This window comes from Prevotella disiens (assembly GCF_900454955.1).
Classification (GTDB): Bacteria; Bacteroidota; Bacteroidia; order Bacteroidales; family Bacteroidaceae; genus Prevotella; species Prevotella disiens.
This window is the reverse complement of record NZ_UGTL01000001.1, coordinates 1,374,403-1,391,341: the sequence shown is the minus strand read 5'-3', so window position 1 is coordinate 1,391,341 and position 16,939 is coordinate 1,374,403. Positions and strand designations below refer to the sequence as shown.

The 16,939-nt window shown below is 37.4% G+C and carries 15 protein-coding genes; 6 read left to right on the top strand and 9 right to left on the bottom strand.

Annotation, left to right across the window (positions count from 1 at the left end; all coding sequences use genetic code 11):
* Positions 1–65: 65 nt before the first annotated feature.
* The gene (locus tag DYI03_RS06100) at positions 66–401 is read left to right on the top strand and encodes a cupin domain-containing protein (protein ID WP_004357916.1); all 336 of its coding nucleotides are present in this window, start codon (positions 66–68) and stop codon (positions 399–401) included.
* A 291-nt stretch (positions 402–692) separates the two neighbouring features.
* Here DYI03_RS06100 and DYI03_RS06095 read toward each other — a convergent pair whose 3' ends face one another.
* The 6 genes from DYI03_RS06095 to DYI03_RS06070 form a co-directional block, all read right to left on the bottom strand.
* Entirely contained in the window at positions 693–1,079 is a 387-nt protein-coding gene (locus tag DYI03_RS06095; RefSeq protein WP_025064601.1) for a DUF1573 domain-containing protein, read from the bottom strand.
* Between the two features lie 430 nt (positions 1,080–1,509).
* Positions 1,510–2,451 (bottom strand): DNA/RNA non-specific endonuclease, encoded by a 942-nt coding sequence (locus DYI03_RS06090; protein WP_004358010.1) that lies wholly within the window; start codon positions 2,449–2,451, stop codon positions 1,510–1,512.
* A gap of 123 nt (positions 2,452–2,574) precedes the next feature.
* Positions 2,575–2,826, bottom strand: coding sequence for a type B 50S ribosomal protein L31 (locus DYI03_RS06085; protein ID WP_004357932.1), 252 nt, complete (start codon positions 2,824–2,826; stop codon positions 2,575–2,577).
* Positions 2,827–2,956: 130 nt separating this feature from the next.
* Complete coding sequence (locus DYI03_RS06080; protein ID WP_021668198.1) at positions 2,957–4,360, bottom strand: choice-of-anchor J domain-containing protein; 1,404 nt, start codon at positions 4,358–4,360, stop codon at positions 2,957–2,959.
* A 35-nt stretch (positions 4,361–4,395) separates the two neighbouring features.
* Positions 4,396–5,724 (bottom strand): DUF5689 domain-containing protein, encoded by a 1,329-nt coding sequence (locus DYI03_RS06075; protein ID WP_021668197.1) that lies wholly within the window; start codon positions 5,722–5,724, stop codon positions 4,396–4,398.
* A 12-nt stretch (positions 5,725–5,736) separates the two neighbouring features.
* Complete coding sequence (locus DYI03_RS06070; RefSeq protein WP_021668196.1) at positions 5,737–8,316, bottom strand: TonB-dependent receptor; 2,580 nt, start codon at positions 8,314–8,316, stop codon at positions 5,737–5,739.
* Between the two features lie 203 nt (positions 8,317–8,519).
* Here DYI03_RS06070 and DYI03_RS06065 point away from each other — a divergent pair, with 203 nt between their 5' ends.
* From DYI03_RS06065 to udk, 3 genes are read left to right on the top strand one after another with little or no spacing between them, the layout of a single operon-like run.
* Positions 8,520–9,566 carry an endonuclease/exonuclease/phosphatase family protein gene (locus DYI03_RS06065; RefSeq protein ID WP_004358074.1) on the top strand — a complete coding sequence of 349 codons (1,047 nt, stop codon included), beginning with the start codon at positions 8,520–8,522 and terminating at the stop codon, positions 9,564–9,566.
* Positions 9,567–10,148 (top strand): uracil-DNA glycosylase family protein, encoded by a 582-nt coding sequence (locus DYI03_RS06060; RefSeq protein WP_021668195.1) that lies wholly within the window; start codon positions 9,567–9,569, stop codon positions 10,146–10,148.
* Positions 10,149–10,150: 2 nt separating this feature from the next.
* Complete coding sequence (udk, locus tag DYI03_RS06055; protein WP_004358085.1) at positions 10,151–10,789, top strand: uridine kinase; 639 nt, start codon at positions 10,151–10,153, stop codon at positions 10,787–10,789.
* Between the two features lie 60 nt (positions 10,790–10,849).
* On the opposite strand, the gene DYI03_RS06050 is transcribed toward udk, so the two are convergent.
* Positions 10,850–11,509 (bottom strand): DUF308 domain-containing protein, encoded by a 660-nt coding sequence (locus DYI03_RS06050; protein ID WP_036869655.1) that lies wholly within the window; start codon positions 11,507–11,509, stop codon positions 10,850–10,852.
* Between the two features lie 160 nt (positions 11,510–11,669).
* Between DYI03_RS06050 and DYI03_RS06045 the strand changes: the two genes are divergently transcribed.
* Positions 11,670–12,191, top strand: coding sequence for a histidine phosphatase family protein (locus DYI03_RS06045; protein ID WP_021668193.1), 522 nt, complete (start codon positions 11,670–11,672; stop codon positions 12,189–12,191).
* A 285-nt stretch (positions 12,192–12,476) separates the two neighbouring features.
* On the opposite strand, the gene DYI03_RS06040 is transcribed toward DYI03_RS06045, so the two are convergent.
* A complete protein-coding gene (locus tag DYI03_RS06040; protein ID WP_025064602.1) occupies positions 12,477–13,364 on the bottom strand; it encodes a hypothetical protein in 888 nt (295 codons plus the stop codon).
* Between the two features lie 497 nt (positions 13,365–13,861).
* Positions 13,862–16,150: an NADP-dependent malic enzyme gene (locus DYI03_RS06035; protein WP_021668191.1), complete on the bottom strand. Its 2,289-nt coding sequence runs from the start codon at positions 16,148–16,150 to the stop codon at positions 13,862–13,864.
* 137 nt (positions 16,151–16,287) lie between these two features.
* Here DYI03_RS06035 and DYI03_RS06030 point away from each other — a divergent pair, with 137 nt between their 5' ends.
* A complete protein-coding gene (locus DYI03_RS06030; RefSeq protein ID WP_021668190.1) occupies positions 16,288–16,911 on the top strand; it encodes a TetR/AcrR family transcriptional regulator in 624 nt (207 codons plus the stop codon).
* Positions 16,912–16,939: the final 28 nt, after the last annotated feature.

Below are 16,939 nucleotides of genomic sequence, written 5' to 3'. Positions count from 1 at the left end.
GCGGTACTCTTTTTGGAGTTACCGCCTTTTTTCTTATATTTGCAAAGATAATAAATAATAACATTATGATTATTGATTTTGAAAAAATAGCCGAGGAACATATCGAAGGTTTCAAGGGCGGTGAAGGTAAATTAGATACGCGTAACTATGTAGACGATAAAGCTCGCATCATGTATTCGACACTCCGTCCAGGTGCGCGCAGTGGAGAACATGCCCATAATGGGTCGTTCGAAGTGATGTATGTTATTAGTGGCGAACTTACAGTGCATTTCGATGGAGTGGAGGAGAAGATAAAAATGGGACAAGTACACTATTGTCCTGACGGGCATCGACATTGGTTTGAAAATAAAACCGACCACGATGTAGTTTATTATGCCATTGTGCCTACTTTAGGGAAGTAATATTAGAGCTGAGAAAAGGTTAAAAGCATATTTATACGCCATAAAAAATCTGTTCAACCACTTGATATTTTCTGTCAAAAGTTTAGATGTTTTATCAAAAAATAAAATATTTATAAGGTTTTAATTATAAATGTGTTACGAAATAACATAATAGGCTCGAAAAAAAAGTATACACTTTTTAGTCGAAAAGATAGTACTTTTTCTAAGAACCTATATTGTTTCTAAAATCAGCCTACAAAAAAGCGAGTAACCAAACATTTGATTACTCGCTTTTTGCATATATATTTCCTTTTATTTTGCTTCCATGACGCCTTCTATATAAAGGCGTGTCATTTCTGTTTTGGCATTCGTTCTAACCGTAATGCTTTTCTTGAAGTGTCCAGGGAATTTACCTTGACCATTGTAAGTAATGTTTATTGAACCTTTTTGACCAGGTGCAATAGGACGTTTGTCATACATTGGTACCGTGCAACCACAGCTTGCTACAACTTGATTAATCACCAAAGGGGCTTTTCCTGTGTTTGTAAATGTGAATGTAGCCTTTTTAATAGGGGCTTTTTCAGAGAATGTACCAACATTAATGGTTATTTGGTCAAACTTAATTTCTGCTTGATTTTGGGCTGATGCCATTGTTATCCCAATGAACATCAATAATGTTGCTAATAAAAATTTTTTCATTTTCTTATCCATTTTGTTTTTATAATATGATGCAAATGTAATGATAAAGTTTAGTGTTTTACTTCTATTTTACAAAAATTAATAGAGAATCATACTAACTTAACGTAACTTAGTAGTTTGAAAATGCTTTAAGAACTATATTTATGGCTTTAAAATTAATAGCTATCAGTTCTATTTCTTTTTTGAGGTAAACGCTTACGAATTTAAAACCGATTGTTTTGCATCGCAAAATAGGCTCTTTTGAGGTTCAAAATAGGCTCTTTTATTTTTCAGCGTAAATTTTATAGAAATGTTATCGTTTGGAGTACGCTTGTAGGATTACTGTTGTACGTGAACAAGAGTAATCCAATAATTCTGCAAGCGTACTTGCCACTATGATATTAATACAAAAATCCCCAACAAGTTGCAGCCTGTTGGGGATTGGAAATGTTTATTGTATGTTCCAAAGATTGATAATTGTTTCTTTTGGAAGACTTTCAACTTTGTTTTCAATATCATCTGGTAAGTTGCAGAAGAAATCTAAACCTGTAAGCGATTCAAGTTCTTTGATGTTCACAACGTAGGGGCGAAGCGACGGGTTTTGGTTATTTTCATGCTTAAACCAAAATCCAATGGCTTTGTATTCCCATTTGTTGCGTGTAGAATTGTAGTATTTCATCAACGCAGCAGAAAAGAAATAGCCTGGAACAATGAATCCATCACGGCGTGTTTCCTTAATTTGTGAAAGTTTGTCGATAGTTCCACCACGGCAGATAAACATAGTGTCTTTTGAGTTTTTATTAAACTCGCCACGTATTTTTTTCTCCATTGTGAGCCAAATGCCACCACCTCTTGCACTGCCATTGAAGGCTTTGAGTTGAGGTTGCATGTTGCTGATATAGAAAGTTTGCTGATTAGCTTCCAACGAATTAAGTCTGTCGGCTGAAGGGCATAGATGTCCGTGGTCGTAACCTGTGTTCCAATAGTGGTCATTAGCAAACTTCATGGTTGAAGATATGAGTGGGTCAGCAGGATATTGGTTAGATGGGTTGTACCATCTATTTGTATTCTGCTGAGCGTTACTTTTATAGATTTCATAACAAGTCCAACGATTCGACTTTTTTTCACCGTCCCATTCCAAACTATAGTTTATTTCATCTCTTTCATTATTGAGTCGGTGGGTAATGATAATGCTTTTACCGCCTTTAACACGTGGAAATTCTAAAAGATGTGTGTTGCGATTTGCCTCTTTTAAGTTTGAATTAAAATTGTTAGTCGTAGGTGCTTCGCCACCACCAATAGGTTTGTCGTTGTCTTTACTACAAGCTGTAAAGGCTAATGCTGCAAAAAAGAGCAGGGCAGTAGGTCTGATTTTGAATGCTTTTAATTCCATATTATCCTTTCATTAGTTAAGTTTTTGTAGATAGCATAGCGTTTTGTGCTATAAAAAAAGTGCGTGCAAGCGCATATGCAACTACGCTTGACCGCACTTTATGTCTTTTGTGGGTATATCGTCTTACTTCTTCAACTTACCGTAACGGTTCATGAAGCGGTCAACACGACCTGCAGTGTCCACAAGTTTGCTCTTACCTGTATAGAATGGGTGAGAGGTGCTTGAGATTTCGACTTTAACCACTGGGTAAGTTTCGCCTTCAAATTCTACTGTATCGTTTGTCTTACATGTAGATTGTGAAAGGAACATATCGCCGTTGGACATATCTTTGAATACGACGGGGCGATAGTTTTCTGGATGAATACCTTTTTTCATTTTACTTTTTATTGTTTATTATTAATAATATTCTTTGTCTTGTAAAAAATGCTATTAAACATTATATACTCAACAGGGTGCAAAATTACGAATAATTCTGCACCCTGCCAAATATTTACGTTAGTTTTTGTTACTTAACTACTACGTTTCTGATTTCCCAAGTTGGAGCTGATGCTGTTGTACTTGTGTAAAGGAACGAAATGTAAACCTTGCTCTTACCTGCGTATGGGGTAAGGTCAATTGTTGCATTAACAAAAGTCCAATCTAATTTATTATCTTTCTTACCACCTGTTGGTTTCTTTTCAATAGCAAGGTCAGTCCAATTTATTCCATCAGTAGAAACTTGAACCTTCATGTTTGCATCAAAATTCTTAAAGAATTGTGCTGTATGAGAGAATGTTAGTGTAGCTGAAGTACGTCCTGCAAGACTAAATTCAGGAGATTGCAAACGGCTTTCTGTTGCATATTTCACATATTTTCCAGAAGCTTTTTTAATTGAACCAGTAGCTTTCACTTGCTTGTATTTTTTATCAAGAGTCCAAATTTTTTCTACTTCAGCAGGTTTTGTTTTGTCTACAACGGTGAAATTGCCCATGTCTTTGTCGAAAGGAACGTTTAAAACATCGCCAGTAGGTTTTGTTGTTGTACCACCGCCATTGCCATTAATACTAACGAGTGCACCAAATTGAACTTGTGGAGAGTTGCCTTTGAAGTTGTTCAATTTTCCTTTTACTACAACTTTATCGCCAACCTTAATTTGGTTTTCAGCTGTGAACTTCGTGCCATTGAGGTATTTGCCATGGTAAATAAGAAGTTGTCCAGGAGTTTTACCATCGTCAGAAATATAATATTCTGCACTACCGTATTGTTTAAGGTCGAAACTCTTGATTTCAGAGATGATACCTGAAACATAAACTTCCTTTTCTGTTGGCAATGTTGTAGCGGTTTTGATAACCTCTTGTGCCTTTGCTACATTGTAAGGAGATGCTTCTGTGCCTTCGCCAGCAGGGGTTACAGTAGAAGTGCCACCTGTTGAACCGCCCTCAGCTGTCTTGCCATTAAGCGAATAGATATAATTGTATTGACCAAGTTGCTTAACACCATTGGTATGAGTCATTAATTTACCACAGATAATAACTTCATCGCCTGGTTTGATTTCGTCTTGACTCTTAAACTTTTTGTTGCCTAAAGCGTTACCACGGAACACAAAGAACTGATTGACTGTTGTACCGTCTTCAGAAATGTAATAGGTAGCATTACCAAATTGAGTATTTATTTCTTTAATGCTAACGATTTTGCCTTTTACATAAACCTCTTTGTCAAGGTTTTGCCCTTTATTAATATAGTCGATGGCACCAGCTATATTGAAAGGGTCGTCCTTTGTACCTGTTCCTTTGGCTACTTGTTCTGGTGTTTCGGTCTTATTACCGTTTTCATCGTAAGTCAAGCTATATGGCATTGGTACATCTTCGCAGCTTGAAAAACCGAATACTGCTACTGCCAATGCAAACATTGATTTAATTAACTTCTTCATATTTGTTTGATTTTTATAGTTATCGTTACTTTAATTTATTTTATTATCAGGTTTTTAAATTCCCAAGTCGCTGCTTTTGTTGCCGTACTATTGTAGAAGAAAGAGATATAAACTTTCTTACCACAATATGATGTTAAATCAACTTTTGCAGAAACGAAGTCCCAATTTTCACCTGTTGGCTTGTTGTCAATGGCAAGGTTCTTCCATGTTTTGCCGTCTGTTGAAATTTGTAACATCAATTCTTTATCAAAATCGTTAAAGAATCGTGCAGCATGGTCGAATGTTAATGTAGCCTTTTTCACCTTTGTGAGGTCAATAGCTGGCGAAGTTGTACGTCCATGAACTTCATAATTTTTACCTCCAACGTATGCAGTAGCCTTCATTCCGTATTTAGCAGATGCCCATTTCCAAACGTATGTCATTTCAGCAGGGAGCTTACCGTGGTCGTAAGTCCAATCGGTTGGTGCTTCTGCAAAGGCGTTAGCATAAATAGCTTTAACCTCTGGTGCTGCTGGTTGTACGTCGTCAAGCGTTCTGATGATGATTTCCCATTTGTTATTGAAACGCTTCATGATACCTGTAATATCAACTTTGCCTGTTGGAACTTTAGCGTTTGCAAAGTCAGCAAAGTTGCTATTGTAAACAATCACGCTGTTTCCGTCTTGTTCAGCCAAAGTCCATTCTACGCTACCTGCTCCGCCTGTTGCGTTAGCGTACGTTCCGTTTACTATTGGTCTACTTGACTTGAATGTAACATTGCGGATAACACCGAGTTTTCCACAATCTTTGGTCAAATCCCATGTAGTAGGATTGCTGCCATTGGCAAATTCTGTAGCTTCAACCACATTGCCAGTTGATATAATTTTATAGTGTTGGTTCCAAACAGCACGGCTAATTCTTCCGATAGAAGTTGCCCCTTTGGCATTCATAGAAGGTACACCAATCTGTGCTTGCTTGCCATAATTACCTACATAAAGACCTTTTAGGTTTACAAGAACTTCTGTTCCAATAGGCAATGGACCATAAAGACCGCCTTGTGCAATAGAAATGATAATTGCACTTGTTTTATCTTGAATCGCCAATTCGCTATAAATATTACCTTGAACGTCAGTGCTGGTTACAATACCCTTGATTTGAATATCTTCAGTAACCTCTTCGTAACTTTTTCCGTTGCGATAATCTGTTGCAATAGCAGTGGCATACTTTTCTTTTAAAGCAGCTATTGACATAACATTGGTTTCTGTCAAAGCATTATTTCCGTAAGGTATTGGCTGATTTTCGTCTATTTCAGCATACTTATCGCCCATACATGATGCGAAAAAGATGCTGATAGCCATCATCATTAAATATTTTATATTCTTCATAATCTTTCTCTTTTAGAATTTATAAGCGATGTTCAACATACCATTGATTCCATTTACATAATACTTCTTAGGATTTTTTGAGAAGTTATAAGCACGCATATTGGTTTCACCTGTATTTGCATTGATAGTATAATTGCTTCGTCCTTGTTGGTAACCACCTGTTACAATCTGCTGATTGTTGAGTAAGTTGGTAATCATCAAGTTGATAGAGAGGCTACCGCGCTTCAAATAAATACTCTTACCAATTGAGGCATCGAGCATAAAGCCACCTTTGCCTTCCATTTGTGGAGCTGGAGTAAAGTTTCCTTCTGCGTCCATACCACCTAATTTAGTACCCATTGTGCGCAATGTGTTACCATAATAGAAGTTAGGAGCATATGAAAGATAGATTCTATCGTAATAGTTTCCAGCTAAATCGATAAACCAACCACCTTGGTGGAAACTTAAAATACCGCTGTAAACAGATAGTGGAGTACCATTTTCGCGCATTCCTTTGTTGTAAACTACGTCCTTATAAGAAGTACTTTTGGTAGAGTTCATGTAAACAACATCAGCGTTATTAATGTTTTTAGCCTCGTTCCAAGTACCTAAAGCCTTAAAGTTTAAGAAACTTGTAAGCTTGAAATCAAGTCCAAGTTCTATGCCATAGAAGTCTTTTTTCATATTCGTCATGCTCACATAAGTGAAAGAATTGACATCATCAAAGAAGAAGTTTTGCCATTCTGTTACATGAGTAAGGTGGTTGTAATATGCGCTTAAATTAGCGTGAAGCCAACTTCCTGCATATTGATAGCTTAATTCGCTTGAGAAAATTCGTTCGTTTCTTAAGTTCTGAACAAAGTCATTGTTCATTTCAGGTGATACAAAAGCATTTGCAGCTTGTGGCGCACGATGTTCATAACCCAGACCTAAAGAGAATGTATTGACACCACTAACTGTCCATGAACTTGATGTTTTAAAGCCGCCAGTTACAAATTCTGCATGTTTACTTTTGCCGTAAGAGTTGTCAGCAAACATACCATTGCGCATGTGTCCATTGCGATAAATATTGTCATAGCCTAACTTTCCAGCCACAATATAGTGCATATTGCCGATAGTTTGAGCAAAGTTTGTCCAAACTGTACCACGGCGTACATTCAAATTATAGTCGAAACCAAACTTATCACCTTCATAAACGAGCGCGCCAAGTCCTTGAGTTCCCATTGTGTTAAGGTCGTATTGAACACGTGGGTCATTGGCTGCGTAAGTACCAATTGCGTATGTATTGATATTATGGAAACTTTTTGCACCTAATAAATCCTCCATTGTCTGATAATGGCGACCTAAGTTTTGTCCAAGCATAATACCAGCATTGAATACTTTATCTTTCCCAATATGGGTGTTGATGCTTGATGATAAAGTTATCATTGCATTGTCGTTATGCTTTGCTTGAACGTAGTACAAAGCGTCTTGTCCATTGGCTGCTGCTTGACGGTTAGCATAATAAAGTCTATCCCATTGTATTTGACGGTTTGCTTTATTGCTCCACCATGCTACAGCTGACTGCCAATCGCTATAAGCTTGTGGTGTGCGGTAGCGAGAATCTTCTTCGTTCCATACATCATAATAACTACTTGGTAGATTCTTCCAATAGTCTGGTTGTGGATTATCCGAATTATTGTAATTCAATTTTGTACTCTTGTACATTGAATATTTGCCGAACAAGCTTGTTGTAAGTTTTGTTTTGTCGCTAATATTCCAATCCCATGTGAAGATTGCAGAAGGTGCAAAGTCATTAACAACACGACTATTACGTTTGTGTCCGTTCTGGTATCCCCAATAAGGGTTGTACTGATAATCATTAGCTAACCAATATGCTTCGTCAGTACTTGCGCCTTGTGATGCACGTTCAGTTGGATTTCCCCATGTAGAGAAACTTAAAGAGTGACCATTGTTCCATTTCTTTTGTACTCCGAAGAAGTATGAAAGTGCATTATAGAAAGTTCCTTCCACGTATCCTTGGTTAGCCCAACGATAAGTAATATTAGCAGCAAACGCCCAACCTTTGCTATTGAATCCACTTCCGTAAGTATACATTCCACGGAGCGTATAGTTTCGGTTGGCTCCTGACAATGTAATGCGGTGTCCACCAGCCATTGAGCCTGCTCTAAAGTCATAGTTATTGCTTCCACCCATATCTGTCATTGAGAAATTATTATTCTCAAATGGGAGAGCAAAGTCTACGTTTTTAGTTTGTTGATTAAGACCTCCAACCAACGAATAGCGGAATTGACCACTTTCCATGTCATTCATAGGAACACCATTGATATACACGCTATTGTATTTGGGATTGAGTGCTCGGTATCTGAATCGCATTGGCGAATACAAATATCCTACTTGCGAAGCATACGCATTGCTATTTGAGTTTAAAATAGTAACATTTGCGCTTCTGTCGTTATCCTCTCCTAACTGTGCTTCTGTAAATGTGAACGCCGATTCGTCCATCATAATAGGCGATTGCTCATGTTGTATCGTGTCTGTTTTGGTGTTTTGTGCCATAACCATAGACGAACTACAAAGAGCTATCACAGCGAGTTTCAGGTTTTTCTGCATAGTTGTTAATATTATTAATTATTTTACTTACGATGCAAAGTAACAAAATTATTTTTGAAAAGAAAAGTCTTTTTTGATAAAATTCTAATAATCGTGCTTTATTGTCAGATTAATTCACGATATTTGCAAATTGAAAGCAAATTTTCGGTTGAGGCCATTGTTTTGGCATTGATAATATTGATTAAAAACAATACTATATAAAAATGAAGAAATATCTATTTTTCCTGACGTTTGCAATGCTTTTTAGCGTTGCATCAAATGCACAAAAGAAGTTTTCAGTTTACGCAGTTGGTTTTTATAACCAAGAAAATTTATTCGACTACACCCATGATGAGGGTAAAAATGATTATGATTTTACTCCAGATGGTTCGTATAAGTGGAATAAAATGAAGTATGAAAGCAAGTTACGTAATATGTCTAAGGTTCTTTCAGAGATGGGAACTGATGTACTTCCTAATGTTGGTTGTGCCATAATTGGTCTTTCTGAGGTTGAAAATGCACATGTTTTAGACGACTTAACAGCTCAACCAGCACTTGCAGCTCGCAATTATAAATATGTACACATAGAAGGTCCAGACCGTCGTGGCATTGATTGCGCTTTGCTTTATAATCCTAAAATGTTCAAAATACGCAATACAAAACTTGTTCCTTACGTTTATGAATTACCAAACGATTCAAATCGTGCTACTCGTGGCTTCCTTACCGTAAGTGGAACACTTGCAAATGAACATGTAACCGTGGTGGTTTGCCACTGGCCAAGTCGTGGTGCAGGTTCTTATTACAGAGAATTGGGTGGAAAACAAGTAAAGGCTTTGAAAGATTCTTTGCTCCGTGAAGACCCTAATGTAAAGGTTCTTGTAATGGGTGATATGAACGATGACCCAACAAACAAGAGCATGCACGAATGCTTATCAGCTAAAGCGAACATTGATGAAGTCGGAGAAGGTGATATGTACAATCCTTTTTACAATATTTTAGTGAAGGAAGGAACAGGTACTTTGCAATATCAAGGTAAGTGGAACTTATTCGACCAAATCGTAATGACGCCTAATATGTTGAATAAAAATAATCAAAAAGATTTTTCAACTTTAAAGTTTTGGCGTAACCAAATATTCCGTCGTGATTATCTTTTCCAAGAAACTGGTAAATATAAAGGTAATACAAAGCGTACAACAGCAGGTGGAGTGTGGCTCGATGGCTATTCTGACCACCTTCCTGTTGTAGTATATTTGATGAAGGAACAAAAGTAAATGGACATTGAAACCCACCCTTTTGAGCCATGGTTGCCTGCAAATGCTAAGTTGTTAATGTTGGGAACTTTTCCGCCAGCACCCAAACGTTGGGCCATGGAGTGGTATTATCCTAACTTTACGAACGATATGTGGCGCATAATGGGGATTATTTTCTTTAACGATAAATACCATTTTGTTGATAAGGAACATAAGACTTACAAGTTAAACGAGCTAATGCCTTTCTTGAAAGAGAAGGGTGTAGCTTTGTTTGATACGGCTTTACGCATTCGTAGAACTACGGGAACTGCATCTGATAAGGACTTAGAAATCATAGAGAAAGCTGACCTTGATGGCATGTTGCGTGCTTTGCCTGAATGTAAAGCAGTGCTTACTGCAGGGCAATTGGCAACAAAGATATTTTCAGACCATTATCATATTGATACACGCAACTTAAAGATGGGTGAATTTGTTGATTTTTCGTTTGAGAATAGAAAACTAAAACTCTATCGTCAGCCAAGTAGTAGTCGTGCTTATCCCATGAAAGTAGAAGACAAATCTGCTTTTTATGAGTCAATGTTTAAGGATATAGAAATAATTTAAAGATGAACAATAAAGTTACAATAATAGGAATTGCAGGCGGAACGGGGTCGGGTAAGACCACTGTAGTGAGAAAGATTGTAGAAGCTTTACCTCCCCATTATGTTGCCGTTGTTCCTTTAGATTCTTATTACAACGATACAACAGAGCTGACAGAGGAGGAACGTCGTGCCATAAACTTCGACCACCCTGATGCTTTCGATTGGAAATTATTGACGAAGCAAGTGAACGATTTAAGAAAAGGGAAAGCCATTGAGCAACCTACTTATAGCTATCTGAAATGTAATCGTTTACCAGAAACGATTAACGTTGAGTCAAAGCCTGTTATTATCATTGAAGGAATCATGTCGTTGGCTGACAAAAAGCTTCGTGATATAATGGATTTGAAGGTTTTTGTAGATTGTGATTCTGACGAACGACTCATTCGCAATATAGAACGCGATACGATTGAGCGTGGTAGAGATGTTTCGACAGTTGTTCAGCGTTATCGAAAGATATTGAAGCCAATGCACGACCAGTTCATAGAACCTACTAAACGATATGCCGACTTGATAATTCCAGAAGGTGGAGAGAATGTAAAAGGCATTTCAATGTTATGTACTTATATTAAAGGACTGGTTCCTTATCTCGATACAAAAGAGTAGATATTATAATAAAAAAGAAACTATTTCATTCAATGAAATAGTTTCTTTTTTATTGTTTCTTTATTTTTCTTCTATAATTTCAGCATCTTCTATAATTTCTTGTGTCGATATTTTCTCGCCTTCAACAATCTTGCTCTTTTCTATTTTGTCGTATAGGCGTTTCATTTGTGTAATTTTTATGGCATTTAGAATTTCAATAACTCCATAAAACATCAAACACCAGCCAATAACTTTTAATGGAAGGGTTGCCACTTCAATAGGTTTGGCAATGACGAGAATGCCGATTATCAATGTGATGGTAGGGAAGAGCCAAAAGAGGATAGGCACACGAGCAAATTGGCGTGAGCGTGCAAGGTTCATAAACTGATTGATTGCGCCTAAAATTAAGATAGCTGCTAAGATGTAAACCACCCATTTAATGAATCCATTAGGCATCATGGCGAGTATAATGCCCAAGATGACAGAGCCAATCCCTATGATAGGGAATACTGGACGACTCACTTTTATAGGTTTGTCGTGAGCATCAACTTGTGGAATGGCTTTGGCAGCCTTTTCTTTTTCAAAGTAGTACATGATGCAAGAAATTAACCCTGAAATGAAGAATAGCATTCCCGCAGTAATGGTTATCCAGGTCATGGTCTCTTCTCTGTACTTTATGAGCAGTATCCCAATTGCTATGGCTATTATAGCACGAATGATAGAACTTTGAATTAGCTTCATAATTGTCTTTTTTACTCCTTTTACCTTTTGTTCATTAATCGTTTTTCTCAGCACAGATAGCTTCTTGTGCCTACATACTATTTTGCAAAGTTACAAATAAATCCGTACTCAATGGCTAAAGTGCTGATAATTTATTACTTTTGTAGGAAAATAAAAACTTATGACGACATTATATTTAGTAAGACACGGCGAAACGATTGATAATGCTCAACACATTATGCAAGGACAAACGCAAGGTGAACTTAATAAGAATGGAAGAAAGCAAGCAGAAATAGTGGGCGAGGAGTTGGCAACAATTTGTTTTGACGCTTATATTTCCAGCGATTTAAAGCGCAGTATAGACACATGCCGCATTATTATTGGTAACTCAGCAACCCAAATACATACTACAAAGTTATTGCGTGAACGTGATTGGGGCAGTTTTACAGGTAGGTTTATTCCTGAATTAAAAAACTTGAACGACCCAACGAAGTGGCCTAATGATATAGAAACGTTAGAAGACTTGAAACAACGTGCTTCTGAGTTTTTAGCATGGGTGCGGTCTGAATTTTCCAATCAAGTGGTTCTTGCTGTTGGACATGGCATTATTAACAAAGCAATTCAAAGTGTGTTCTACGAAAAGCCTATGAACGAAATTTCGGTAATGCACAATGCTGATGTGCGTATATTAAAGTTAGATTAAATCCTAATGCTGCCTTTTATTTTAAAACTATCTGTTTTGAAGTGCAAAAGAGCCTATTTTGAACCCCAAAATAGGCTCTTTTATTTTCTTTGGCAGTTTTTTATGGTATAAAAAATGAAAGGAACCCTATATCACATAGAATTCCTCTCCTCATCTAAAATTACTCTCTAAATTGTTTTACTACATTTTTGCGACCTATCTTTTCCTTAGTCGCATCAAAAAATATTACTACCTATCAATTATCTTATATATATGGTTGTGGTCAAGTGGCGTTTTTACAATCTTTTACCTATGTCCTCCGAAAGTTCCACGATTCATATTTGTCATTCTTGAACCGCCTCCAAAAGTTCTATTGGGTGTTCCAAACGAGCGTCCATTGCTTCCTGAAGGACTGAACGACCTGCTTGGTGCTTGGCGTACTGATGTTCCGCCGAAGCTACGGTTACCTCCGAAAGTACTAATGCCTGTTTCATTTCCAAATCTTGATGTAGAACCACGAGATACAGTTGTGCGTGTTGAACTTCTACGTGGTGCATTGTCGAATCCCGTACCTCTATTTCTTTCAAAATATCTTGATTGTTGATTTCCGAAACTGCGTGTACGTGGATTTTGCGGCTCGCTGTTGTAAGCGTAATTTGTACCTCTGCTATAATCACCACGTTGGAATCCATCGCGCATACCGAACATTCGCCCTCTATTATTATAGTTTACATAGCAACGACCATTATAATAGCTTCTTCCACCATTCATTCTCCAACTGTGTCCCCCCCTGTAAACAGCGTAAACACGTGGTTTGTTAAAGTAATAATAGTTGCGACGTGGATAGCGTGCGTAGATACCGAAGTGCCAATAACCTGCATTCCACCATAATGGGCGGTAGAAGTAGGCTGCATCAACGTAAGAACGGTATTGCCAATCCAATAAGATGTAACTCAAATCAAGGTTACGATGTGTCCAATAGGCACTATATAGGTCGTCTGCTGTATTTACATTTAACAAATAGTCAAAGTTCACCTCAAAGGCTGCTTCGTATTGTTCTTCAGTTAAATTAAGCTCATAAGCCATTTTGTCTGTCAAGAACAAAGCTTGTGTTCGTGCTTGCTCATAGCTCATTGCTTTTGCTGATATAGCTAATGTGAAAAATGCCATTAAGGCAATTATATATTTTTTCATTTCTTCTCCCTTTCTTTCTCGTTAGTCAGTGTGACAAAGCCTATGTTTATGATGCAAAGGAACGAATAATATTTTATTACCGAAAAGGTTTTTCCCTATTATGGGTGGGAATATCCCTAAACCTTATTTTTCTTCGTTTGTAATGATGCTTATTTAAGGCGAAGTGAAGTTGATGTATCGTGTTTCTTTGATAGCAATTACCCTTTATTCGTCCTTGACGGAGTATAAGATGTCTTGCGTTGTACATGTTTGTATAACCCTTTGTACACGCTTGTACAAATTATTATACACAGCTTGTACAATCCATTGTACAAACGTGTACAATGTTGCTGTTGCCTATAATGTAGGAAGCAGATGAAAGGTTTCGGCATTGGTTCTGTCTTAGGAATTGTGTCGTCCATTGACGCTATATATTATATAAGGTATAAAAACAAAATAAGTCGGAATAGCCTTGAAGACTTATCCGACTTATTAATAAGGTGCAGAAATAAAGTAGATTATTTCTTGTTTTTAAGTTTTTCTATGTAAGCATCAATGGATGCAACGGCTGTGATGTTCACAATATCGCGTACCGAACATTCAAAGTCTGTGAAGTGAATTGGCTTGTTTAATCCCATTTGAATAGGACCAATGACTTCGGTCTCAGGGCTGAAACCTTGCAGAAGTTTGTAAGCACTATTGGCTGATGCAAGGTTAGGGAATATAAGTGTATTCACATCTTTGCCCTTTAAGCGTGAGAAAGGATACTTTTCATCACGCAATTTTCTATCTAAAGCGAAGTTGATTTGCATCTCTCCATCGATAGCCCAATCAGGGTGGTTGGCTTGTGTAAGGGCTACTGCCTCTTGAACTTGCTGAGGTGAACCGCCTTTATCGCTACCAAAATTGGAGAATGAAACCATTGCCATGACAGGATTGTCGTTGAAAAATTTCACAGAATGGTGGGCAAGGCGAGCAACATCAACAAGTACTTCCTTGTTAGGCTTACGGTTGATGAGCGTATCGGCAATGTAATAAATGCCACGTTTGGTATTTAATATGTGCATTGTACCAAAGTGTTTGTACTCAGGACGGATACCAATTACATCTTTTGCTATCTGAATAGTATCGCTATATTTATTGTACAAGCCCGTAACAAGTGCGTCAGCATCGCCATTTTCAACCATTGACATACCAAAATAATTACGTTCGTACATCTTGTCGTAGGCTTCATCGAAAGTAAAACCTTCACGCGCACGCTTTTCTGCAAGATGTTTTGCATAGGTGGCACGGCGTCCTTGTTCCTTGTCAGCACGCATATCAACGATTTCAATATCGGTCAAATCTAATTTTAAACGATTGGCTACACGAGTAATACGGTCGGGATTACCCAAAAGAATAGGACGACAAATGCCTTCTTGTTTCGCTTGTACGGCTGCTTTCATCATACTTTGATGCGCTCCTTCGGCAAATACAACCTTTTGAGGGTGCTGCGCTGCTGTGGCATGAAGGTAGTGTGTGAACTTTGTTTCTTGTCCAAGCAATTGGAGGAGGTTATCTTCATATTCCTTAAAGTCTTTGATTTGGTGGCGAGCAACACCACTTTTCATAGCTGCTTTGGCAACGGCAGCACTGACAACTGTAATAAGACGTGGGTCGACAGGCTTTGGAATAAAATATTTAGAACCGAAAGTAAGGTCGTTTACATGGTAAACCTCATTGACAATATCGGGAACAGGTTGTTTAGCTAAGTCGGCAATAGCATGAACCGCAGCCATTTTCATATCTTCATTGATAGCCTTTGCATGCACATCAAGCGCACCACGGAAGATATAAGGGAAGCCTATTACATTGTTAATTTGGTTGGGATAATCGGAACGACCTGTTGCCATTAAGACGTCAGGGCGTGCTTCTAAAGCATCTTCGTATGAAATTTCAGGAACAGGATTAGCCAATGCAAACACAATAGGGGTAGTGTTCATTGACTGAATCATTTCTTTTGAAAGAATATTACCCTTTGAAAGACCTACAAATACATCTGCTCCTCGCATGGCTTCTTCCAATGTATGAACATCATGGCGGTCGGTTGCAAAGAGTTTTTTCTGCTCTGTAAGGTTTGGACGGTCTGATATTATTACTCCTTTTGAGTCGAGCATGAGAATGTTTTCTTTCTTTAACCCCAATGCCATATAGAGTTTGGTGCAAGAAATTGCTGCCGCCCCAGCACCATTTACTACGAGTTTAACTTTCGTAATATCCTTTTTAGCAACTTCAAGAGCATTCCTCAAACCAGCAGCTGATATAATTGCCGTACCATGTTGGTCGTCGTGCATGACAGGAATATCCAAAGTACGCTTTAAACGTTCCTCAATAGCAAAACATTCAGGTGCTTTAATGTCTTCAAGATTGATACCACCAAAGGAGGGAGCTATTTTTTCAACAGCTTCACAGAATTTATCTGGGTCGGTTTCATCTACCTCAATATCAAAAACATCAATACCACCATATATTTTAAACAATAATCCTTTGCCTTCCATGACAGGTTTTCCGCTCATCGCACCAATATTCCCAAGTCCGAGAACAGCTGTACCATTGGTTATAACGGCAACAAGGTTGCCTTTATCAGTGTACTTATAAACTTCATTAGAGTTTTCCTGAATCTCTAAACAAGGATAAGCCACGCCTGGAGAATAGGCTAAACTTAAGTCAGTTTGTGTGCGATAAGGTTTTGTTGGAATTACTTCTATTTTTCCAGGACGACCATTTTGGTGATATTCTAAAGCCGCCTCTTTTGTTATTTTTACCATAATAATAATTTAAAACTTTCTTTAGCTTCTCTGTACAAAAGCTATGTAAGAAGTGCAAAGTTACTAAATAATAGTTTAATTGAATTGATTTAATAAATATTTTGTGTAATTTTGCAGTTGAATAAATACTTTATACAATGAACATTGAGAATGAATATAGAAAAGAAATAAAGGAGAAAATACTTCAATTAGCTACAACTATGTTCTTTCAGCATGGTATTCGTAAAGTTAAAATGGACGATATTGCCAATCATTTAAAGATTTCAAAGCGAACTTTATATGAACTTTATCAAAACAAGGAAGACTTGCTTTATGAAGTTTTTGTACTCAATAATCAACGTGAAATAAAGAAAATAGAGAAATTTGACCAACCTGGAATAAATGTTATTAATATAGTTATTCAGGCCTTTAAGCAACATACCGAAGAATTAGGTAATATAAACCCCATCTTTTTAGAGGAAATAGAGAGGTATCCAAAGTTAGTGAAATACATAAACAAGCGGAGAAAAGAAAAAACAACACAAGTAATAGAGTTTATAAAACGTGGTATCGCCGAAGGATTCTTCTTGGAAAATACAAATTATGAAATACTAAGTAAGCTTTCCGATGCCTCTACACGCTATATCATGAGCAGCTATCTTTATAACCAATACAGCATAAAGGAAATATTTAAAACCTTTGTTCAACTATATGTGCGAGGCATTTGTACAGAAAAAGGTATTCGCCTATTGGATTCGGAGATGAAAAAGCTATTTGACTAAGGTGATATTATTCCCTCATTCAAGGCTT